The organism is Sphingopyxis sp. GW821-FHT12C06 (genome assembly GCF_058807415.1).
The window spans coordinates 93455-115707 of the sequence record NZ_JBXAQR010000005.1 but is presented as its reverse complement, the minus strand read 5'-3'; the positions used below and the strand labels follow the sequence as shown (position 1 = coordinate 115707).

The following is a 22253-nucleotide window of genomic DNA, read 5'->3' as shown; positions in this document are numbered from 1 at the left end:
GCGCGTCACCAGCTCCACAAGGTTCCGTCCTCCAGCCGGTTCACCGGCAGATAGGCGCGGCTGTACGCATGGGTTTCGGCAAGCGCCTCGTCGATATCCACCCCCAGCCCCGGCACATCGCCCGGATGGAGCATGCCATCGGCGAAGCGATAAGCATGCGGAAAGACCGCGTCGGTTTCCGGGGTGTGGCGCATATATTCCTGAATACCGAAATTGGGGATCGCGAGCCCGAGGTGAAGCGCTGCCGCCATCGTTACCGGCGACAGATCGGTCGCGCCGTGACAGCCAGTGCGAACCTGATGCAGGTCGGCGAGTGAGGCGATCTGGCGCATATGGGTGATCCCTCCGGCGTGCAGGACCGTTGCGCGAATATAGTCGATCAGCCGGTTTTCGATCAGATGCTTGCAGTCCCAAATCGAGTTGAAAATCTCTCCGACCGCGAGCGGGGTTGTCGTGTGCTGGCGGATCAGGCGAAACGCCTCCTGATCTTCGGCCGGGGTCGCATCCTCGATCCAGAAGGGCCGATGGGGCTCGAGATCCTTGCCGAGCCGCGCCGCCTCGATCGGGGTCAGCCGGTGGTGGACATCGTGGAGCAGATGAACCTCCCAGCCCAATGCCTCGCGCGCGGCAGCGAACAATTCGGGCACAACGCGCAGATATTTGGCCGTCGACCAGATATTCTCGGTCGGCAGATCATTGTCGGCGGGCTCATAGAAATAGCGGTCCTTGCTGACGCCATAGGTCGACGCCATCCCCGGCACGCCGCATTGCAGGCGGATCGCCTTATAACCCTGGCGCTGATAATCGAGCGCCGCCTCGACCGTGTCGGCGATGCTCGTCCCGTTGGCGTGGCCATAGACCATGCAGCCTTCGCGCGCCGCGCCGCCGAGCAATTGATAAACGGGCAGTCCCGCGAGCTTGCCCTTGATATCCCACAGCGCCATGTCGACCGCGGCGATCGACGTCATCGTCACCGGCCCGCGCCGCCAGTATGCGCCCTTGTAGAGATATTGCCAGATATCCTCGATCCGGTGCGCGTCGCGCCCGATCAGGCACGGGACGACATGGTCGGCGAGATAGCTTGCGACCGCGAGTTCGCGGCCGTTCAGCGTCGCGTCGCCCACCCCGGTGGTACCATCGTCGCAGGTGATCTTCAGCGTCACGAAATTGCGCCCCGGGCTCGTCACGATCACCCCTCCGAACGGATCAGATGGTCGAAGGCCGACAGTGCGGCGGTCGATCCCTGCCCCATCGCGATAACGATCTGCTTGTACGGCACCGTCGTCACGTCGCCGGCGGCGAAAATGCCCGGCTGGCTGGTCGCGGCGCGCGCGTCGATTTCAATCTCGCCGCGGTTCGACAGCGCGATCGCGCCGTCGAGCCATTCGGTGTTCGGAATCAGGCCGATCTGCACGAAAATCCCTTCGAGCTCGACCAGATGCTCTTCGTCACTATTGCGGTCGCGATAGCGCAGGCCGACGACGCGCTCGCCGTTGCCGAGCACTTCGGTGGTGAGCGCCGAAGTGATAATCGTGACGTTGACGAGGCTGCGCAGTTTCTTCTGCAGCACCGCATCGGCGCGCAGTTCGCTGTCGAACTCGATCAGCGTGACATGGGTGACGAGGCCCGCAAGGTCGATCGCCGCCTCGACCCCCGAATTGCCGCCGCCGATCACCGCGACGCGCTTGCCCTTGAACAAGGGCCCGTCGCAATGCGGGCAGTAAGCGACGCCCTTGTTGCGATATTCCTCTTCGCCCGGGACCCCCATCTGGCGCCAGCGCGCACCGGTCGAGAGGATCACCGTCTTGCCGCGCACGCTCGCGCCGCTTTTCAGCTTCACCTCGTGGAGGCCGGTCGCGCCGCCGGGGATCAGCTGGGTCGCCTCCTGCAGGTTCATGATATCGACGTCATATTCTTTGACATGTTGTTCGAGCTGCGCCGCGAGCTTGGGCCCTTCGGTGTGCTGGACCGAGATGAAATTTTCGATCCCCAGCGTGTCGAGCACCTGACCGCCAAAGCGTTCGGCGACGACGCCGGTGCGGATGCCCTTGCGCGCAGCATAGATGGCCGCTGCAGCCCCGGCGGGGCCGCCGCCGATCACGAGCACGTCGAACGCATCCTTGGCGGCGATTTTATCGGCGGCGCGGGCGACCGCGCCGGTGTCGAGCTTCGCCATGATCTGGGCGAGGTCCATGCGGCCCTGACCAAAGGGTTCGCCGTTCAGATAGACCGCAGGCACCGCCATCACCTGACGCCGCTCGACCTCATCCTGAAACAGCGCGCCGTCGATCGCGACGTGGCGCACATTCGGATTGAGCGCCGCCATGATGTTGAGCGCCTGCACGACATCGGGGCAATTCTGGCAGGTGAGCGAAAAGAAGCTTTCGAAGACAAATTCGCCCTCAAGCGCGCGCACCGCGTCAAGAAGTTCGGCGTCTTCCTTCGGCTGATGGCCGCCGACGTGGAGCAGCGCGAGGATCAGCGAGGTGAATTCATGCCCCATCGGCAGGCCCGCGAATACCGCTTCGGCCCGGCCCTCATCGGCGCGGATCGCGAAGGACGGCCGGCGGGCGTCGTCGCCGTCGAAGCGTGCCGCCACCAGGTCGGACTGCGCCGCAACCTCTTCGACCAGACTGCGCATCTCGGCCGACTTGGGCGAGCCGTCGAGACTCGCGACCAGCTCGATCGGACGGCGCAGATTGCCGAGATAGGTTTTGAGCTGGGCCGTCGTGTTGGCGTCGAGGATGGGCATGGGAGAGGGCCTTTCCGGGCAGGCGCAAGGCTTCGCGGCCGAACGGGCGGTCGCGGCGACCTGGCTACGATGTGCTATTGGGGGGGGAGGCCGGGCGGGCAAAATACCCGCCCGGCGATCCGGTAGCTGCGGCTTAGATCTTGCCGACGAGTTCGATCGAGGGAGCCAGCGTCTCGGCGCCTTCTTCCCACTTCGCGGGGCAGACCTGACCGGGGTTGGCGCGCACATAGACGGCGGCCTTGATCTTGCGGACCAGTTCCTCAGCGTTGCGGCCGACGCCTTCCGAGGTGATTTCCATCACCTGGATCACGCCGTCGGGATCGACGACGAAGGTCGCACGGTCGGCGAGGCCCGAATCTTCACGCAGCACACCGAAATTGTTGGCGAGGACGTGGTTCTGGTCGCCCAGCATGTGATAGTTGATCTTGCCGATCGCCGGCGAGCTGTCGTGCCATGCCTTGTGGCTGAAATGCGTATCGGTCGACACGGCATAGACTTCGACGCCGAGGCCCTGCAGCGTTTCATACTGGTTGGCGAGGTCTTCGAGCTCGGTCGGGCAAACGAAGGTGAAGTCGGCGGGGTAGAAGAAGAAAACCGCCCACTTGCCCTGGGTGTCGACGTCCGACACGGGGACGAACTTGCCCTGATGGTACGAGGTGGCGTTGAACGGTTTGATCGAGCTTCCGATGATACCCATGGGAGAGTTTCCTTTGTTTGTTGCACTGCAATAATCTCTTGCACGGGGGCAGTTATGGATCGCGGCCCCGCCCGGCAAGTTCAAAATATCTTGCAGACTTATCGGTTAAATCGATCAAGACGCTTTTCATAGCCGCGCCGGGGCGATCAGCGGCCTGCGGGCGGCCTATTCGCGGCCGGCAGGCGCTTCGGTCATGATGTCAATCACTTCGCGATCGAAGGCATCGGCTTCGCAGGGGGTGATTTTGCGAAAGCGCCGCGCGCAATAGGCAGCTCTCGGACCAAGGTCGGGCGCGCCCCGGAAACGCAGCGCAATGCCATGATGCCCGGTCACCACATCGACCATATCGCCGATGACTTCGCGCACAGTGAGGATGACGCCCGGACGGACTTCAGGCGGATAGCGCTCGTGGCGGCTAATGCACAGCGCCAGATCGTCGACATTCCAGTCGTCGGCCATCGTCTGCCCTCCTCTTCCCATGCGCAGGCTGGCAGAGGCATCATATCACACAGCGGTGCCGGCGGAGAGGAATTAATGCGACCGCGCGATCAAGCCGCCCAGGGAGTCATATCCTCTTCCTGCGCGATCAGCGCGAGCCCGTGTGCGATCGAGGTCAGCTCGTCGCCGCTCATGATCGCCGCCTCGCCGAAGCGCCGCACGAACAGTGCGCGGATCGCAGGGGTAAGCGAGGTACCGCCAGTCAGGAACACGCGGTCGATGTCGCGCTCCTGCACGCCCGCCGCGACGAGCGCGCGGTCGACCGTGGCCTCGACCGCCGCGACATCTTCGGCGATCCAGCCTTCGAATTCGGCGCGGGTGACATCGGCCTCGATCTCCAGCCCCGCGCCCGCAAAATGGAAATGCGCGGCGTCGCCATCGGACAATGCACGCTTGAGCCGGCCGACCGCATCGTAAAGCGGATAGCCCAGCTCATTCTCGATCACCGCGATCATCCGCCCGATCGCGGCGGCGTCGACCGCGCTCTGCTGAAGCCGGCGGAGCTGGTCGAGTGTGCGGCGATTGCGCATCAGCGCGAGGCGCGACCAGTCGGCGAAATCGCGAAAATGCCCGCCGGGTATCTCGAGCAATTTGTCGAACGAGCGATAGAGCCCGCCCTTGCCGAGCATCGGCAGTACCAGCCGGTCGATGATCCGGTAATCGAAACGGTCCCCCGCAATCCCGATACCCGCATGGCCAAGCGGTACACAGCGCCGCGCGGCGCCGGGTTCGGCCACCTTGACCACCGAAAAATCGCTCGTCCCGCCGCCAAAGTCGGCGACGAGCAAAGTCGCCGGCTCGGTCAGCCGCGAGGCATAGCTGAACGCCGCGCCGATCGGCTCATAGACATAGTGGATCTCGGTGCCGAAGCCCGCAAACATGGCGTCATAGCGCTGGCGCGCGATGACGGGGTCGGGGCGGCCCCCGGCATATTCCACCGGGCGACCGACGACGACGCGGCGCGGCCGCTCCGCAAGCGGGGCACCGGCATGCGTGACAAGCTTGTCGAGGAACAGGCGCCCCAGTTCCTCGAAGCGATAGCGTTTGGTGAAGATCGAGGCGGTGTCGAAACTCGCGCTGGCGGCGACCGATTTGAATGACTGCAGGAAGCGGCTGTCCTGCGGCCAGGACAGATATTCGGCGATCGCCCACGGCCCGGCCTCGACCGCAAGACCGCCGCGGACATCCTCATCCTGCCAGAAGCAGAGCGCCGAACGGAAAACCGGTCCGCTGGCGGCGGGGCCATCGAAGCCGACGAGTTCGGGCGCACCATCATCACCGGCGATCGCGGCAACGCTGTTGGTCGTACCGAAATCCAGCCCCAGGACCGGACCGGCGGGGCTGGTCGTCATATGCTTTTCCATTCTTGAGGCGCACGCGCAGCCCGAATGGCAGCGCAGGGCCAACGGGAGCGTACCGGGTTCCGGAAGGGCAGGCCCATAGGCGCGTCGACAACGCGCATCAAGCCTCAGAGCGGCAGAAATGCACCGGCAGGCCGGTCAGAAACGCTTGATCGACAGCACTTCGAATGTCTGGCGCAGCGTTTCGGTCGAGCGGTCATGGTCGGCGAGCGCCAGCGCCGCGATCAGCGCATCCGCGACGCAAAGTTGCGCGATGCGGCTCGTCATCGCCTCGGTGCGGAAACGCGTCTCGCGCGCCATGGTGAACAAGACGACATCGGCATAGGCCTGGATGGGCGAGCGCGCGAAATTGGTGATGACGATCGTTCGCGCACCGGCTTCTTTCGCCAGCCGCGTCGCGGCGACCGTTTCGTGCGTCGCGCCGCTGTGCGAAATTGTCAGCACCGCCACATCAGAATCGCAGCGCGACGCGCTGATCGCCTGGATATGGCTGTCGGTCACCACGCGGGCATCGAGCCCGATTCGCAGCATGCGATAATGCGTGTCCTCGGCCATCGGCGCCGAGGAGCCGATGCCATAAATCTCGACACGTTTCGCGGTGCGGATCGAGTCGACGGCGCGCGCGAGCGACTGCGGATCGAGCACCGACAGCGAATCGCGCAGTGCCTGAATCCCCGAATGGAAAACCTTGCGACATATCATGTCCATATCATCGTCGCGCCCGACATCCTCGTGGATGAACTGCACCGGTTCGACGATCTCGCGCGCGAGGCTGAGCTTCAAATGCTGAAAACCGGACAAGCCGATACTCCGGCAGAAATTGACGATGCTGCCCTCGCTCACCCCGACCGCGTCGGCCAGTTCGGTGATCGACATCCGCACGATCCCCTCGGGCCGCGCGAGAATATAGTCGGCGATCCGCCGCGCGCCCTTGGCCATATTGCCCTGCGCCATTCTCATTCGCGCCAGCGCATTTTCGACCGGCCCCTGATCGTCGGCCGCACCCCGGCGTCCTGCGGATTTTTCGTTCATATCCGGCAATTCTCTGGCTGAATCCGCTGTCCCGCGTCTTTGGGGCCGACCATATTACCCCAGAACCCGCCCATCTCAAAAATAAATATTCTCATTTTTATATAAATTTAAAAATGAGAATATTTCATCCAACTGTCACATGCCGCGCCTAGCCGGGCCTCGAACATTGGTGCGGCGCAGCATCGAGTCGCCCAACGCGATCGACCTCTGCCCCGCCAATGTGACCGCGATCCTTCAACAGGGGCAATATTGTGCAAAACTCTCCCAAATTTCGTGCGGCCATTCATCTTGGCCTGTTCCTGACCGCGAGCGCGCTGCCTGCCACCGCCTGCGCGGCCGAGGCGACGACCGACGCCGCCGAGGCAGGGGACGAGATCGTCGTGACCGGCGCCGTTACGGTCGAAGCGACGCCGCTCGCTGCTCAGGCGGTCGAATATGGCAACGCCGTCCAGATCATCAGCTCCGAACAGATTGCCGAAACCGGCGCAACCAACTTTGCCGAGATCGCACAATTTCTGATCAAGGGTGCCAACATCGGATACTCGCCCGACGAAGGCGAATATACGATCCGCCTCGACGGCGGCAGCGACCGCGATACGCTGGTCGTGCTCGATGGCGTCCCGCTTTATGACCGCGGCCCCGCGCTCGAGGATATCTGGGGTACGACGACGATCGACCCGCATATGATCGAGCGCGCCGAGGTGTTCCGCGGCGGCAACAGCCTGTTCTTCGGCAGCAACGGCGGCATCGGCGTGATCAGCCTTGTCACCAAGCGCCCCGACGGCACGAGCAAGTTCGAGTTGGGCGCGCAATATGGCGCCTTCAACACGCGCGAAATCTGGGGCAATGCCAGCTTCCCGATCGACGCCGACGGGCGCCACAGCCTGATGGTCTATGGCGGCAGCATCCAGACCGACGGCCCGCGCATCTTCGCCCCCGAATCCTATGTCGACAATGTCGCCAAGGCCGGCGGCATCCAGAAATATCCGCTCAATCGCGGCAATATCGGAATCAAATATCTGTGGCAGGTCGACGACAAGACCGAATTGCGCGTCAACGGACAATATACCCAGATCGAGTTCCAGGACCCGTTCCCCGACGCCGAAACCTATTCGCCCAACCGTGTGCGTTACCCGATCGTCGATTTCACGCTCGACCGACGCTGGTCGGACAATGTCTACACCGAGATTGCGGGTTACTGGAGCAACCCGCAGCTCAACAACACCGAAACCTATCCGGAAATCTGCAAGATCGCCGCGGGCTGCATCGATCCGACGACCGGCAAGACGATCGCGTTCGGCGACGGCACGGGCAAGTCGATCCCCGCCGCCAACAAGGGCTTCGGCAAGGATTCGAAGGTCGGCGGGTTCCGCGAGATGGGGCTCAACATCCGCAACACCCTGTCCTTCCCCGACCTCTTCGAGTTGGTCACCGGCGTCCAGGTCGTATCGTACAAGGATGATTCCGATCCAGTCTTCCCCATCCCGAACAAGGCGAATACGATCACCGGCGTCTATGCCGATTTTCGTCCCGTGCTCTTCTTCAGCCCCACCACCAAACTCTCGCTCGCGCTGCGCACCGATTTTGCCGACAGCTTCGGATCGCGCACGATCTGGAAATTCGGCTTCCGTCAGCCGATCGGCGATTTCTACATTCGCGGCAACGGTGGCACCTCATACAGCCTGCCGCGCACCAACGAGCTTTTTGCCCAAAGCCCCACGCTCGTCGGCAACCCCGACCTCAAGACCGAAGAAACCGAAACCTATAATGGCGGCGTTGGTTTCGCGACCGAGTTCGGCAATGTTTCGGTGAATGCCGAAGTCGGCGCGTTCCGCACCGACGTCACCAACCGCATCCAGACGAAAGTTCCGCTGGCTGGAGAAGGCGTCGGCATTCCCGGCTGGGCACCAGGGAAATCCATCTATTTCAACAACGACCGAACCACCCAGATTCGCGGGCTGACCGCCGATCTCGACGTCCGCGTCGGCAAGGGCTTCTCGTTCAACATCAACTATACCAAGCAAAAAGCGCATCTCGACGGCGACAAGCTTCAGATCGGCGAGACCCCCGAATATATGATCGGCGGCAATGTCAGCTGGCGCAGCCCCGACGAGCGTTTCCACATCACGCTCTTCCCGCGTTACCAAGGACCCGAATTTGCGACCGGCGGGGTCAACAACTCGCTACGCCACAATTTCGGCAATTATTTCCTGATGAACGGGTCGATCGGATACCGGCTTGGCGACGAGCGCCAGCATCAGTTCCAGCTGCGTATCGTCAACATCTTCGATCAGAAATATGCCGAGCGCTACGGCTATGGCAACATGCGCTACAGCTCGGCGTTCAACCGCGGCGAGATCAAGCTCAACAGCCCCGAATATTTCTATGGCTATGAGTTCGAGGGCAAGCCGCGCAGCGTCTATGTCTCCTACTCCACCAAATTCTGATCATTCCGGGTCTGGCGCAGCAGAGCGCGCCAGACCCGCCGAACCCCGATTCACGATGCTGTCACAGCCCCCTCGTAGCTGCCCCCCGTCTTTCGGGTCGATGGAGCTTGCCTATGCGACGGTGGATCATGGCGGGCGTGCTGGCGGCGATGCTCGTCGCCGGCACGGGCTGGATCGCCTTGCGCCCGAAGCCGGCTCAGCCGCCACCGCTGCGCGTGCTGTTGATTCCCGCCGATGGCGGGACCGAAAGCGGCACGCTCGCCGACTATCGGCCGATCTTCAACGCGGTGGCGCTCCGTACCGGGATGCGCTTCGAGCTGAAGGTCGCACAATCCTATGGCGGGGTGGTCGAGGCGATGTGTAACAATGCCGCCGATATCGCCTTTGTCGGGTCCGTCACCTATCTCCAGGCGCGCAAGCGCGGCTGCGCCGAACCGCTAGCGGTCGCGGTCAAATCGGGGCGGTCGGTCTATTATGCCGGGCTGTTCGTCCGCGCCGACTCCCCCGTTCGCGCGATCAGCGAGCTGCGCGGCAGGCGCGTCGCTTTTGGCGACGTCAACTCGACCTCGGCCTTCGTCTTCCCTGTCGCCATGCTGCTCGACGCCGGGATCGATCCGGTCCGCGACCTGTCGGCGGTGCGCATGACCGGGACCCACGCCAACAGCCTCGCCGCGCTGATCAACGACGAGGTTGATGCCGCCGCGCTGTCGTTCGATAGCTATGACAAGGCGGTGCGCGCCAATGTCCCCGGCGCGCGTGCGCTGCGCGTCATCGCGCGGAGCGATCCGATTCCTTATCCACCGCTGATCGCGAGTACGCGCCTGCCTCCTGCGCTGCGCGGGCAGTTGCGGGCGGCCTTCGAGAATCTCGACGACAGCCCCGGCGTCACGCCCGCAATGATCCGCGGCTATGGCGGCGCGCAGGTCGATTCCTATGTCGGGCATGTCGCCCCCGATCATTTCGACCCCGCCGCGCGCAAGATGGCGCAGGTCAGCGAGGCACTGAAAGACGAGTTGCTGCGCAAGTCAGCTGAAAGACCCCGCCGATGATCGATATCCGCATCACTAACCTGTGCGTTGGCCATGCCGGCGGCACCGAGGCGCTGACAGATATGTCGCTCCACATCCCCGCAGGCCAGTTTTGCGCAGTGCTCGGCGCGTCGGGCGCGGGCAAATCGACCTTGCTGCGGGTGATCGCCGGAATGACAGCGGCCCACGCCGGGCAGATCCTGTATGACGGTTTCGCGTCGAACGCCTCGCTCCGCCGGCGCATCGGGCTGATCCCGCAAGACTTCGCGCTGTGCGGACGGGCGAGTGTTGCGGGCAATGTCATGGCGGTCGCCGATGTGGCGCTATGGCGTAGCTTCACCGGTCTTTACTCACAACCCGAACGCGAACGCGCGGCCCGGCTGCTGACGGAGCTAGGGTTGGAGCAAACCCATCTCGCGCGCCGTGCCGACAGTCTTTCGGGTGGTCAACAGCAACGCGTCGCGATCGCGCGCGCGCTGCTCCACCACCCCGCGATCATCCTCGCCGACGAGCCCGTCGCGAGCCTCGATCCGGCGACTGGCGAGGCAACGCTGGCGCTTCTCCGCGACGAGGCGCGCGACCTCGGCGCCACGCTCGTCTGCAGCCTGCACCAGCCCGACCTCGCGCGACGTTATGCCGATCGTATCATCCTGCTCGACGCCGGCCGCGTCGTCTTCGACGGCATCCCGGCGATGTTCGACGGCGGCATTACCCGGGCGCGCCTGTTAGCAGCACGGTCATGAACGCGGCGCTTCCCTGGCGCTTCCCGACCTTGCTCAACGCGCGCGCCGCCGCTATCCTCGTCGGCGCATTTCTCCTGCTCTTCTACACCGGCCAGCGCGTCGAGATCGACCGGATGCTGGCCCTCAGTGGCGAGGCGGTACTGGCACAGACCGGATTCGCCGAGCGCTCGCAGGTCGCCGAGGGGCTGGGCAGGACGCTCAGCCAACTGACGCCGATCCAGCTATCGTCGCGGCGCGAGGTGAACAGGATCGAGGGTTTCGACCCCGACAATCTGCCGCCATTCGCGCGCATCGAAAATGTCGAGACGCGCATCACCGAACTCAGCCCCGAGACACTCCGCCACGAGGAACGCGTCGTGCGCACCGCGTGGCTGGTCGAGCCGTTCGGCTATATCTTCCATATCGCGGCAAAAATGCTCGAGACGCTCGAGATCGCGCTTTGGGGTACGGTTATCGCGGTGTTGATCGGGCTGCCGCTCGCGCTGTTCGGCGCGAGCAATGTCAACCCGCACCCTGCAATTCGCGCCATTGCCCGCGCGGCATCGGCTTTCTTCCGCGCGGTGCCCGAACTCATCTCGGCGCTCTTCCTCGTCATCGCCTATGGTTTCGGGCCGATTGCCGGGGTGCTCGCGCTCGGCCTGCATGCCGCGGGCTTTCTCGGCAAATTCTATGCCGACGATATCGAGGATGCCGATCCGCGCCCGCAAGCCGCACTGGCGGCGATGGGCGCCGGGCGGTTGACGATCTGGCGCAGCGCGATCCTGCCGCAGGCGCTGCCGCAGCACATCGCCTGCACGCTCTACACCTTCGATCGCAACGTCCGCATGGGCGCGGTGATCGGCCTCGTCGGTGCCGGCGGCATCGGCCAGGAATTGAAGGGCCGTTTCGACATGTATGAATATGGCCATGTCGGCACGATCCTGATCGCCATCTTCATCGTCATCCTCACCCTCGACCTGATCGCGTCCCGCGCACGTCGGGCGTGGCGGTGACGCCAGTTTTTCTTTTCAATCCGGAGTAATTTGAATGAGCGAGTCTCGACGTCATTTTCTGAAAACCGCCGGTGTCGCCGGATCGGCCGCAGCGTTCCACGCCAGCATCGGCCGCGCGCTGGCGATCCCCGCCAAGCGTACCACCGGCACGATCAAGGATGTACGCCACATCGTCATCCTGATGCAGGAAAACCGCTCGTTCGACCATTATTTCGGGACGATGAAGGGCGTGCGCGGCTTTGGCGACCGCCATCCGATCCCGCTGCCCGACGGCAAGAATGTCTGGTTCCAGAGCAATGGCGCGCGCGATCTGCCGCCCTTCCACCTCGATACCGCGCGCACCAACGCGCTGAAAGTGCCGGGCACCCCGCACAGTTTCTCCGATGCGCAGGCGGCGTGGAACCAGGGCAAGTTCGGGCTGTGGCCCAAGTTCAAGACCGACTATTCGATGGGTTATTACAAGCGCGAGGACATTCCCTTCCAGTTCGCACTCGCCGAAGCCTTCACCATCTGCGACGCCTATCATTGCTCGATCACCACCGGCACCGATCCCAATCGCATCGTCTTCTGGTCGGGGTCGAACTTCGATCCCGAGGTCGCTGCGACCGGCACCAATTGCCGCGATGACAAATCGGAGCCCAATAATCTGCGCTGCTGGATCAAGGGTGCGCTGCCCGAGCCCGGCTATACCTACGCCGGCAATGCGCTCGAATGGGCGACGATCCCCGAGGTGCTCGAAGATGCAGGCGTCGACTGGCGCATCTATCAGGACCCCAATGACAATTGGACCGGTGCGATGCACGGCGGGCTGGCGTTCAAGGGCTTTCGCGACGCGAAGCCGGGCTCACCAATCTATGAACGCGGCATGGCGCATCATTCGCTCGAACAGCTCGCTGAAGATGCCAAGAACGGCACGCTGCCCGCGGTGTCGTGGGTGCTGCCGCCCAAGCAATGGTCCGAACATCCCTCGGCTTCGACCCCGATCGAGGGCGCCGAATTCACCGCGCGCGTGCTCGATGCGCTGACCGCCAATCCCGACGTGTGGAGCGGTACGGTCTTCTTCCAGACCTTCGACGAAAATGACGGATTGTTCGACCACATGCCCCCCGCCGCGCCGCCGTCGTACAATGCCGACGGCACGCTCGCGGGCAAGGCGACGCTCGCACTGCCCGGCCATTATTTCGACGATCATGAGGATAAATATCTGTCACGCGACGACAGTATCTCGGGGACGACGCGCCCCTTCGGGCTTGGCCCGCGCGTGCCGATGTATGTCGTCTCGCCGTGGAGCAAGGGCGGCTGGGTCAGCAGCGAGGTGATGGATCACACCTCGGTCGGCCAATTCCTCGAAAAACGTTTCGGCATCACCATCCCCGCGATCAGCCCGTGGCATCGCGCGGTGTGCGGCGACATGACCTCCTGCTTCGATTTCACCAAAAGCGCCGATGCGGCCTTTCCCGCGCTGCCCGATGTCAGCGGATCGACCGCGATCCTCGATACGCATTTGCAGCGTCCCAAGGCGATGCCGCCGCGCGTCCCGCAGGATCTGTTCCAGGAAAAGGGCATCCGCCGTTCGCGCGCGCTGCCTTATATCCTTCATGTCGATGCCCGGATCGACGCCGCGGGGAAAGCGGTCGGGCTCGACTTCGTCAATCAGGGCGCTGCCGGCGCGGTGTTCCACGTATATGACAAGCAAAATCTCGATCGCATTCCGCGCCGCTATACGGTCGAGGCAGGCAAGACGATCAACGATCGCTGGGACGTTGGCGCCGACGGGGCGTTCGACCTGTGGGTGCTCGGCCCCAACGGTTTTCACCGCGCCTTTCGCGGGAAATCGGGTGAAGCTGCGCGCGCACCCGCGATGACCGCGCGCTATGATGGGAAGAAGCTGGCATTCACCTTCGTCAATGAAACCGGTGATCCGCAAAAGGCCGTGATAGCGCGCGACGCCTATGCCCCCTCGGCCAGCAAGGAGATTGCAATCGCGGGTCGCAGCAAGGCGATACAGCCATGGCCGACCCCGAAGGATCATGACTGGTACGACGTGACCGTCACGCTGCCCGGCATCGAAACCCGCCTCGCCGGGCGTATAGAGCGCGGCGTTCACGGAATCAGCGATCCCTATATCTTCGCCTAGAAGCGCAGGAAAAGCCGGGCAGGCCGATCGCCTGCCCGGCTTTTCCTGCCGATCGGGGCGCGTCGGCAGCCAGACAGCAGAAAGATTCGGCCGCGGGCGACCGCGACAATCATGTCGCCAAATTTTGATGTGCTGAAAAGACCGCATGGTCAAACCATGGAAAAATGGCGCACCCGAAGGGATTCGAACCCCTGGCCTCTGCCTTCGGAGGGCAGCGCTCTATCCAGCTGAGCTACGGGTGCCGGTAGAGCGCGGCTCCTAGCAAGCTCCGGGCGCGCCAGCAATGGCCTTATCGCACGATCATTGCGCGGACGCATCCACGGGTGCAAAGCGGGGCCGCCGCCACGCCACAGGGAGCCGACGTGAAACCATCCGAAACGCGCTGGCCGATGGCCGCCGATCTTTATGGCGAGATGCAGCTTGAGGTGCATCCGCCCGCACGGCATCGCTGGCGCGACTATCTGCCCGGCATTCTCGTCACCGGCATCGCCGCGCTCGCCGCCGCGTGGCTCGCCGACCATTATGCCGCACCGCTGGTGTTGATGGGGCTGTTGATCGGCCTCGCCATGAGCTTTTTGTCGCAGGACAAACGCACCCACGCCGGGCTCGACCTGATGTCGCAAACCGCGCTGCGCGTCGGCATCGTCCTCGTCGGCGCGCGCATCACCGCGCAGCAGCTCGCCGAACTCGGCCCGCTGCCCTTCATCCTGCTCGTCCTGATCATGCTCGCGGTGATCATCGTCACCGTCGCGAGCGCCCGGCTGTTCCGGCAGGACAGCCATGCCGCGCTGCTCGCCGGCGGCGCGACCGCGATCTGCGGCGCGTCGGCGGCGCTCGCGCTCTATTCGCTGATCGGCGACAAGCGCGTCGATCAGGCACGCTTCACCATGACCCTCGTCGGCATCACCGTCGCGAGCGCGCTCGCAATGTCGGCCTATCCGGTACTGGCCGCCGAATTCGGCCTGACCGACGCGCAGGCAGGTTTCCTGATCGGCGCGTCGATCCACGACGTCGCGCAGGCGATCGGCGGTGGTTTTTCCTTCTCTCCGGAAGCGGGCGAGGTCGCGACGATCGTCAAGCTGGCGCGTGTCGCGCTGCTCGCGCCGATGCTGATGCTCGTCGCCATGTGGCTCGGCCGCGGCGGCGAAGGCGGCAAGATGAGGATTCCGCTGCGGCTGCCGTGGTTCATCACCAGCTTTCTGGCGGTCGCCGCGGTCAATTCGCTGATCGCCATCCCCGCGCCGGTTCAACACGCCGCAAACGGCGGTGCACAAGCCCTGCTGCTGCTCGCGGTCGTCGCCACCGCGATGAAGGCGCAGCTCGCGCTGCTGCTCGATCAGGGCTGGCGCAGCTTCGCGCCGATCATCGTCGCAACGCTGACCAGCTTTTTGCTTTCACTCGCCGCCGCACTCAGCCTGTGACGCCGTGACGTCACACCAACCCCCTGTATGATTTAGTTTTTTGGTAGGGCCCAGCTGACGGTCAGCTGCGTCGCGCGGCGCGGAATGTCGAGCTTCGCTTCGCTGAAATTGACCTTCTCATTGGGCGGCAGCATCCGCACCGGCGGCTTGATCGTCCAGCTATAGACGATCGTCCCCTGCGCATCGCGCAGCTCCGCAAGGATTGGCGGCACGCGCTGCTCGCGATCGGTCGGGTTGATGATCACCCCCGACGCGGCGAAATAAATCGTGCCGTCGGCGAGTTCGCGATGGTCCTGATTCGGCGGCAACTCGATCACCAGATCGGGTTCGTCGGCGGCCCCCGGAAGCCCGAGCCCCTGCGCCCAGCTCGGCAGTCCGAACCAATAGAGCGCACCGGTTGCGCCCAGCATCAGCGCCGCAGCGCCACCGGCAATGATCGTCCAGCGTTTTGCCGGGTTACGGCGGGCACGACGGAAAGGCAGCGGCGCGTCGTTCACGGGGGTCCGGGCGGGACGCGGCGCGGGTTCCGCCGATGCTGGCGCTGCAAAAGTCTGGGGCGGCTGGGATGGCGGAGGCGGCGGTGGCGCCGGATCGGCAACCGTCGGTGGTGCAACATCGACCTGCGCGGCAGCTACGGGTGCGGAAGAAGCCGGAGCGGAAGCCGGTTCGGGAAACGCTGCCGGGGCCAGCGGCGCGGCGGTGGCAGTTCCCGCCGCAGGCTCCTGAAACCAGCTATGACGACAACTGGCGCAGCGTACCGTGCGACCATTTGGACCGATCGCCGTATCGGGTACGACATAACGGGTGTGGCAGGACGGACAGGCGAGGATCATGGGACCCTTCTAAACACGCTGAGTCGCGGTGTTGCAAGCGCCGCGTCGTGCGCCCGCGATTACTCGCCGCTTTACCTCGTCGAACAGCCGTGCAACAGGCGTCGGGATGAGCGCGGAGGCTCCCCTGCTGACCGAACCGGCAAAGGCGCGAAATCGCGCCGGGGTGACACCATGACATTGACAGAAATCCCTCGCCCCGGAGGCGCGATGGTCGAATTCGACGGCGTCGGGCTGCGCTATGGCCCCGATGCGGAGGTGCTCGCCGACATCAGCTTCAACCTGCAACCCGGCAGCTTCTATTTCCTGACCGGCGCATCGGGCGCGGGCAAGACCTCGTTGCTCAAGTTGCTCTATCTCGCGCAGCGGCCGAGCCGCGGCATCGTCCGCCTGTTCGGCGAGGATCTGGTATCGATGCCGCGCCACCGCCTGCCCGGCTTTCGCCGCCGCATCGGCGTCGTCTTTCAGGACTTCCGGCTGATCCCGCACCTGTCGGCGCGCGACAATATCGCGCTGCCACTGCGCATCGCGGGGGTCAGCGAAGAGGATCTGTCAGGCCCGGTCGGTGAAATGTTGAGCTGGATCGGGCTCAGCGAACGCGCCCACGCGCACCCCGCGACTCTGTCGGGCGGCGAACAGCAGCGTGTCGCGATCGCCCGCGCCGTGATCGCACGCCCGCAATTGCTTATCGCCGACGAACCGACGGGCAACGTCGACCCCGAAATGGCGATGCGGCTTCTCGGGCTGTTCGAGGCGCTCAACCGCCTCGGCACCACCGTCGTCGTCGCGACCCACGATATCCATCTGATCAGCCGGATCGAAAATGCCCAGATGATGCGGCTCGAACGCGGCCGGCTCGCCGATCCAACCGGCGCGCTGCGCTATCCACCGGCGAACAGGGCGTGATTTGCACATGATCATCCCGCGCGTCCCCGTCCAGCATCGCCGCCTGCTTCCCGACCGTCGCCTGTCGGGTCCGACGCCGTGGGTGATCGCATTGTTGATGATGCTCACTCTGCTTGCCGCCGCCGCGGGGGTCGGGCTAGCACGCTCGGCGAACGCAATCGGCGATGCGATCGCCGGGCGTGTCACGGTGCAGATCGTCACCGCCAACCCCGTGACCCGCGCGCAGCAGGCGCGCGCACTGCGTCGCCGCGCCGCCGCACAGGACTTCGTCCTGTCGGCCCGCTCGGTCGAACAGGAGGAATTGCAGGCGACGCTCGGCCAGTGGTTCGGCAGCGCCGAGGGCGACGACCCCGTGCTGAAGTCGCTACCGCTCCCCGCGCTGATCGACATCGATTTCGTCGGCGAAAATCACGCCCGCCATATGCGCGCACTACGCACGCTCGTTGCTGAAGAAGCGCCCGGCGCGCGGATCATCCCGCATGCCGAATGGCTGGGGCCAGTCGCTCGGCTGATCCGCTCGCTCGCGTGGGTGGCAGGGGGGCTGGTGCTGCTGATGGCACTCGCCAGCGCGGCGGTGGTGATCATGACGGCACGCGCCGCGCTCGCCACGCATTTTCCGACGATCGAGATGCTCCACCTGATCGGTGCAACCGACCGCCAGATCACCCGACTGTTCCAGCGCCGCATCGCGATCGACACCGCTTATGGCATCGCGCTCGGCACCACGGTTGCCGCGGCGATCCTGCTGTTGATAGGCTTGCAATGGACCGGCGTTACGTCAGGGCTCGCCGCGACCGCATCGCTTGGGGCCGCGGGCTGGCTCCTCTTGCTGGCGTTGCCGCTATTGGCTATCGCGCTTGCAGCCCTTACCGCGCGGCAGACCCTGCTCAGCGCGCTCAAGAAGATTTTATGATCAAGCGCCTGATTTCCTTGCTCTTCCTGGCCTGGGTGCTCGGCTTCGCGTGGTTCGCGCTGCTTCTGCCGCTGCCCGCCAAGGACCAAAAGACCGACGCGATCGTCGTGCTGACGGGCGGGCCGGGGCGCATCGATCGCGCGCTCGAGCGGCTCGAGGCAGGCGACGCCAAGCGTCTGCTGATCAGCGGCGTCGCGCGCGAGGTCAAACCGCACGAACTCGCCGCAACCTATCACCGGCCGATGAAATTGTTCGATTGCTGCATCGCGCTGGGGTTCGAGGCCGAAGATACGCGCTCGAACGCCACCGAAGTCGCAACCTGGGTTGCGCGGCGCAACTATCAGAGCATCCGGCTGATCACCACCGACTGGCATATGCGCCGCGCCGAATATGAAATCGCCCGTGCGGTCGGCGACAAGGTGACGATCCTCCCCGACGCGGTACGTAGCCAGCCGAGTTTCGCGACCCTGTTTCGCGAATATCACAAATATCTGGCGGGGATCGCCGGCGGATGGCTTGGCCTGTGAGATATATGATCGCCCTCGTCCGCTCGATCCTGTTCTGGTTCGCCTTTTTCGTGATGAGCAGCATCAGCTCGATCGGCGGGGTCATCGCGCTGCCGGTTTCGCATCGCGGCACCATTTTCTTCGTCCGCATCTGGGCCAATTCGCATCGGTATTTCTGCCGCTTCCTGCTCGGCCAGACGATTATCGTCGAGGGCGAGATGCCCGATATCCCGGTGCTCTATGTCTTCAAGCATGAATCGGCGTTCGAGACGGTCGAACAGCCAATGCTGTTCAAGCACCCCGCGGTGTTCGCCAAGGAAGAATTGTTCTCGATCCCCGTCTGGGGTCAGGCGGCGCGCTTCTATGGCCTGATCCCGGTCGACCGCGACGGCGGCGGCAAGGCGATGCGCGCGATGCTCGGCGCCGCCAAGGCCGCGCTCGCGGCGGGGCGGCCGCTCTGCCTGTTCGCCGAAGGGACGCGCGTTCCGCATGGCGAGGCACCAGAGCTTCGCGCCGGTTTCGCAGGCATGTATCGTCTGCTTGGAGTGCCGGTGATTCCCGTCGCGGTGAACAGCGGCCTCGCTTATCCACCGCGCCGCTGGGTCAAATGGCCGGGCACGATCACTTACAAGGTCGGCGCGACGATCCCCGCCGGACTGCCGCGCGAGGAGGCAGAGCAACGGGTGCGCGTAGCGATCAATGCGCTGAACCCACCGGAAGCCTTGCTGGAATCCTGAACGTCGCCCCGCGAAGGCAGGGGCGACGGTGCAATCAGTGCTTGCGCCCGAAATCGGGCGCCGGGTCATCCTGACCCTCGGCGATGATCGAACGGCGGATCGCCCGCGTACGCGTGAACCAGTCCTCCAGCTTGTCGGCGTCGCCGCGGCGGATTGCCTGCTGCAGCACCGTCAGATCCTCGTTGAAGCGCTGCAGCGTCGCGAGCACCGCATCCTTGTTCGCAAGAAAGACGTCGCGCCACATCACCGGGTCGCTCGCCGCGATACGCGTAAAGTCGCGGAAACCGCCGGCCGAATATTTGATCACCTCGCTCTCGGTGACCTCTTCCAGCTCGCTCGCAGTGCCGACGATCGTATAGGCGATCAAATGCGGCAAATGGCTGGTGACCGCGAGCACCATGTCGTGATGCGCGGCGTCCATGACGTCAACTTTGGCGCCCAGTGCCTCCCACAACGACGACACCGCCTCGACCGCATCGGCGGGGGCGTCGGCGCCCGGGGTCAGGATGCACCAGCGCCCTTCGAACAGGGTCGCAAAGCCCGCCGCGGGGCCGCTATTCTCGGTCCCCGCGACCGGATGCGCGGGAATGACGACATGATCAGGAAGCGCCTTGGCAAGCGCCGCGGCGACCCCCGCCTTCGACGATCCGACGTCGGAGATAATCGCATGTGGCGCCAGCCCCGGCACGATGGCTTGCGCGGCATCGGCCATCCCGCCGACCGGAACCGCGAGGATGACGATATCGGCGTTTTCGACTGCGGACGCAGGATCGTCCGACAGATGGTCGCACAGGCCCAGACCGCGCGCGATCTCGCGTACAGCTTCGCTGGCGTCATGGCCGGTTACGACAACCTGCGGCAGCCGTTCCTTGACCGCGCGCGCGATTGACGATCCGATCAGGCCGAGCCCGATGACCGCCACCCGTTCGACGCTGCGCGCCATCGGCTCAGCCTTCCAGCGCGGCGCGGATCGCCGCCGCGAGTCCGCGCGTTTCATCCTCGGTGCCGATCGTCATGCGCAGCGCATGCGGCAGGCCCTGCCCCGGCAGCCAGCGCACGATATAGCCCGCCTCCATCAGCGCATTGTTCATCGCCTCGGCGGTGACCTTGCCCTCGAACAGCACGAGCAGGAAATTGGTCGCCGACGGCACGACGCGGACGCCATGATTGCCAAGGCTTTCGAGCTCGGCCTTCAACCAGCTGCGCCATTCGGCATTTTGCGCGCGGCTGCGATTGACGAAATCATCGTCGCCGACCGCCGCGATCGCGGCTTCCTGACCGCAGCGCGTGACGTTGAACGGCGCGCGAATCTTGTGGAGCGCCGAAATCACCTCGCTCGAGGCATAGCCCCAGCCAATGCGTTCGGCGGCGAGGCCGTGGATTTTCGAAAAGGTGCGCGTAACAAAAACATTCGCAGCGGTTTCGGCGAGTGCGAGCCCGGCGTCATCTTCGCCCGGCTCAAGATATTCGGCATAGGCCTGGTCGAGGACGAACAGCACATCGGCGGGCAGCCCGGCGTGGAGCCGCGCGATATCCGCCCGCGACGACAATGTGCCGGTCGGATTGTTCGGATTGGCAACGAAGACGACGCGCGTTTTCTCGGTCACCGCCGCGAGCAGCGCGTCGACATCGGTCGCATAATCTGTGTCGGGCGCCTCGACGGGCGTCGCCCCAACGCGCCGGGCCGCGATTTCATAGACCGCGAATCCGTAACGCACATACAGCACTTCGTCGCCGGGCCCGGCATAGGCACTCGTCGCAAGGTGAAGCAGCTCGTCCGAACCGGTGCCATAAATGACGCGCGCGGGGTCGAGGCCATATTTCGCGGCAATCGCTTCGCGCAGCGCCGCCGCGCCCGGATCGGGATAGCGCGCGAGATCATCTGCGGCAGCGCGAAACGCCGCGCGCGCCTTCTCACCGGTGCCAAGCGGATTCTCATTCGCCGACAGTTTGACGAGCGGTCGGCCATCGGCGCCCGCCGATTTGCCGGGAACATAGGGAGCGATGCCACTGATCCACGGCTTCGGCTGCAAGATACGGGTCGTTTCGGTCATGCGCGGCGTTTAACGCGTGACAGCGCCGAGTCCAGTCCGTTGACAGCCCGCCCCCGCCCGCTTAGCCCCGCCGCACCATGGCGAGCATGCTCCATCAGATCCAGCACCAGAGCGTGACAATCCGCACTCCGCTGCCACTCGACAGCGGCCAGCGGCTCGACGCGGTCACCATCGCCTGGCAAAGCTATGGCACGTTGAACGCCGACAAATCGAACGCCGTGCTGATCTGTCACGCGCTGACCGGCGACCAGTATGTCGCGAGCGACCATCCGGCGACGGGCAAGCCCGGCTGGTGGGCACGCATGGTCGGGCCGGGCAAGCCAATCGATACCGACCGCTTCCACGTCATCTGCGCCAATGTGCTCGGCAGCTGCATGGGGTCGAGCGGCCCCGCGACGCCCGACGCCGCGACCGGCCAGCCGCTGGCGATGCATTTTCCCGTCATCACCATCGGCGACATGGTGCGTGCGCAAGTGATGCTGCTCGACCATCTGGGGATCGCGCGGTTGCACGCCGTCGTCGGCGGATCGATGGGCGGGATGCAGGCGCTCGCCTGGACCGTCCATTATCCGCAGCGCATAACCTCGGCGGTCGTCATCGCCAGCGCGGCGCGCCACTCGGCGCAGAATATTGCGTTTCACGAGGTCGGGCGGCAAGCAATCATGGCCGACCCCGACTGGCGGGACGGCCAGTATTACGCCAGCAACCGCGCCCCGACCAAGGGGCTCGCGGTCGCGCGCATGGCGGCCCACATCACCTATTTGTCCGAAGCCGGACTGACCGAGAAATTCGGCCGCCGCCTGCAGGCGCGCGACATCAAAAGCTTTGGTTTCGACGCCGATTTCCAGATCGAATCCTATTTGCGGCACCAGGGGCTGGCCTTCACCGACCGCTTCGACGCCAACGCCTATCTCTATATCACCCGCGCGATGGACTATTTCGACCTCGCGGATCCGCACGACGGGCGGCTCGCGGGGGCGTTCGCGGCGGCAAGGGATGTGCGCTTCACCCTGGTCAGCTTCGACACCGACTGGCTCTATCCGACCAGCGAATCGCGCCGTATCGTCCAGGCGCTGCAAAGCGTCGGCGCGGCGGCGAGCTTCGTCGAACTGTCGGCGCCTTTCGGCCACGACAGCTTCCTGCTCGACGTCCCCGCACTCGACCGGATCGTCGCCGGCGCATTGACGGCGGGGGTCTGA

Annotated in this window: 20 protein-coding genes and 1 tRNA gene; 11 read left to right on the top strand and 10 right to left on the bottom strand. The window is 64.6% G+C overall.

What is annotated here, in order from left to right:
• Positions 1-5 precede the first annotated feature (5 nt).
• The 6 genes from manD to AC1RRJ_RS15800 all read right to left on the bottom strand — a co-directional run bounded on the left by manD (position 6) and on the right by AC1RRJ_RS15800 (position 6340).
• Positions 6-1193: a D-mannonate dehydratase ManD gene (gene manD, locus AC1RRJ_RS15825; protein ID WP_493124354.1), complete on the bottom strand. Its 1188-nt coding sequence runs from the start codon at positions 1191-1193 to the stop codon at positions 6-8.
• Positions 1190-2752 (bottom strand): alkyl hydroperoxide reductase subunit F, encoded by a 1563-nt coding sequence (ahpF, locus tag AC1RRJ_RS15820; protein WP_493124352.1) that lies wholly within the window; start codon positions 2750-2752, stop codon positions 1190-1192. Before ahpF ends, manD begins: the two co-directional genes overlap by 4 nt.
• Positions 2753-2885: 133 nt before the next feature.
• On the bottom strand, positions 2886-3449 hold the full coding sequence (ahpC, locus tag AC1RRJ_RS15815; protein WP_493124350.1) for an alkyl hydroperoxide reductase subunit C: 564 nt from the start codon (positions 3447-3449) through the stop codon (positions 2886-2888).
• Between the two features lie 165 nt (positions 3450-3614).
• Positions 3615-3908 carry a hypothetical protein gene (locus tag AC1RRJ_RS15810; RefSeq protein ID WP_493124348.1) on the bottom strand — a complete coding sequence of 98 codons (294 nt, stop codon included), beginning with the start codon at positions 3906-3908 and terminating at the stop codon, positions 3615-3617.
• Between the two features lie 89 nt (positions 3909-3997).
• Positions 3998-5299, bottom strand: a complete 1302-nt coding sequence (locus AC1RRJ_RS15805) for an Hsp70 family protein (RefSeq protein ID WP_493124347.1) — start codon at positions 5297-5299, stop codon at positions 3998-4000.
• Between the two features lie 147 nt (positions 5300-5446).
• The gene (locus AC1RRJ_RS15800; RefSeq protein ID WP_493124346.1) at positions 5447-6340 is read right to left on the bottom strand and encodes a MurR/RpiR family transcriptional regulator; all 894 of its coding nucleotides are present in this window, start codon (positions 6338-6340) and stop codon (positions 5447-5449) included.
• 251 nt (positions 6341-6591) lie between these two features.
• On the opposite strand from AC1RRJ_RS15800, the gene AC1RRJ_RS15795 reads away from it, so the two are divergent.
• The 5 genes from AC1RRJ_RS15795 (at position 6592) to AC1RRJ_RS15775 (ending at position 13687) form a co-directional block, all read left to right on the top strand.
• A complete protein-coding gene (locus tag AC1RRJ_RS15795) occupies positions 6592-8787 on the top strand; it encodes a TonB-dependent receptor plug domain-containing protein (RefSeq protein ID WP_493124344.1) in 2196 nt (731 codons plus the stop codon).
• A gap of 113 nt (positions 8788-8900) precedes the next feature.
• Positions 8901-9836, top strand: coding sequence for a phosphate/phosphite/phosphonate ABC transporter substrate-binding protein (locus AC1RRJ_RS15790; protein ID WP_493124342.1), 936 nt, complete (start codon positions 8901-8903; stop codon positions 9834-9836).
• Positions 9833-10558, top strand: a complete 726-nt coding sequence (locus tag AC1RRJ_RS15785; protein WP_493124340.1) for a phosphonate ABC transporter ATP-binding protein — start codon at positions 9833-9835, stop codon at positions 10556-10558. Before AC1RRJ_RS15790 ends, AC1RRJ_RS15785 begins: the two co-directional genes overlap by 4 nt.
• Entirely contained in the window at positions 10555-11550 is a 996-nt protein-coding gene (phnE, locus tag AC1RRJ_RS15780; protein WP_493124338.1) for a phosphonate ABC transporter, permease protein PhnE, read from the top strand. The genes AC1RRJ_RS15785 and phnE overlap by 4 nt, the downstream gene beginning before the upstream one ends.
• Positions 11551-11584: 34 nt before the next feature.
• Positions 11585-13687, top strand: coding sequence for a phosphocholine-specific phospholipase C (locus AC1RRJ_RS15775; RefSeq protein ID WP_493124336.1), 2103 nt, complete (start codon positions 11585-11587; stop codon positions 13685-13687).
• Between the two features lie 165 nt (positions 13688-13852).
• Here the strand turns inward: AC1RRJ_RS15775 and AC1RRJ_RS15770 are convergent.
• Positions 13853-13929: transfer RNA gene (locus AC1RRJ_RS15770), tRNA-Arg, on the bottom strand.
• A gap of 147 nt (positions 13930-14076) precedes the next feature.
• On the opposite strand from AC1RRJ_RS15770, the gene AC1RRJ_RS15765 reads away from it, so the two are divergent.
• A complete protein-coding gene (locus AC1RRJ_RS15765; protein ID WP_493124951.1) occupies positions 14077-15108 on the top strand; it encodes a YeiH family protein in 1032 nt (343 codons plus the stop codon).
• Positions 15109-15140: 32 nt separating this feature from the next.
• Here AC1RRJ_RS15765 and AC1RRJ_RS15760 read toward each other — a convergent pair whose 3' ends face one another.
• Positions 15141-15941: a zinc-ribbon domain-containing protein gene (locus tag AC1RRJ_RS15760; RefSeq protein WP_493124334.1), complete on the bottom strand. Its 801-nt coding sequence runs from the start codon at positions 15939-15941 to the stop codon at positions 15141-15143.
• Positions 15942-16148: 207 nt separating this feature from the next.
• Between AC1RRJ_RS15760 and ftsE the strand changes: the two genes are divergently transcribed.
• Genes ftsE through AC1RRJ_RS15740 form a run of 4 tightly spaced genes read left to right on the top strand, consistent with a single transcriptional unit; the run spans position 16149 to position 19000 of the window.
• Positions 16149-16844 carry a cell division ATP-binding protein FtsE gene (ftsE, locus tag AC1RRJ_RS15755; protein WP_493124332.1) on the top strand — a complete coding sequence of 232 codons (696 nt, stop codon included), beginning with the start codon at positions 16149-16151 and terminating at the stop codon, positions 16842-16844.
• A 7-nt stretch (positions 16845-16851) separates the two neighbouring features.
• Positions 16852-17757, top strand: coding sequence for a cell division protein FtsX (locus AC1RRJ_RS15750; protein WP_493124330.1), 906 nt, complete (start codon positions 16852-16854; stop codon positions 17755-17757).
• Positions 17754-18284 carry a YdcF family protein gene (locus AC1RRJ_RS15745; protein ID WP_493124328.1) on the top strand — a complete coding sequence of 177 codons (531 nt, stop codon included), beginning with the start codon at positions 17754-17756 and terminating at the stop codon, positions 18282-18284. The genes AC1RRJ_RS15750 and AC1RRJ_RS15745 overlap by 4 nt, the downstream gene beginning before the upstream one ends.
• A gap of 5 nt (positions 18285-18289) precedes the next feature.
• On the top strand, positions 18290-19000 hold the full coding sequence (locus AC1RRJ_RS15740; protein ID WP_493124326.1) for a lysophospholipid acyltransferase family protein: 711 nt from the start codon (positions 18290-18292) through the stop codon (positions 18998-19000).
• A 34-nt stretch (positions 19001-19034) separates the two neighbouring features.
• On the opposite strand, the gene AC1RRJ_RS15735 is transcribed toward AC1RRJ_RS15740, so the two are convergent.
• Both AC1RRJ_RS15735 and hisC read right to left on the bottom strand, forming a co-directional pair.
• The gene (locus AC1RRJ_RS15735; RefSeq protein WP_493124324.1) at positions 19035-19943 is read right to left on the bottom strand and encodes a prephenate/arogenate dehydrogenase family protein; all 909 of its coding nucleotides are present in this window, start codon (positions 19941-19943) and stop codon (positions 19035-19037) included.
• Positions 19944-19947: 4 nt separating this feature from the next.
• A complete protein-coding gene (hisC, locus tag AC1RRJ_RS15730) occupies positions 19948-21054 on the bottom strand; it encodes a histidinol-phosphate transaminase (protein WP_493124322.1) in 1107 nt (368 codons plus the stop codon).
• A gap of 77 nt (positions 21055-21131) precedes the next feature.
• Between hisC and metX the strand changes: the two genes are divergently transcribed.
• Positions 21132-22253: a homoserine O-acetyltransferase MetX gene (metX, locus tag AC1RRJ_RS15725; RefSeq protein ID WP_493124320.1), complete on the top strand. Its 1122-nt coding sequence runs from the start codon at positions 21132-21134 to the stop codon at positions 22251-22253.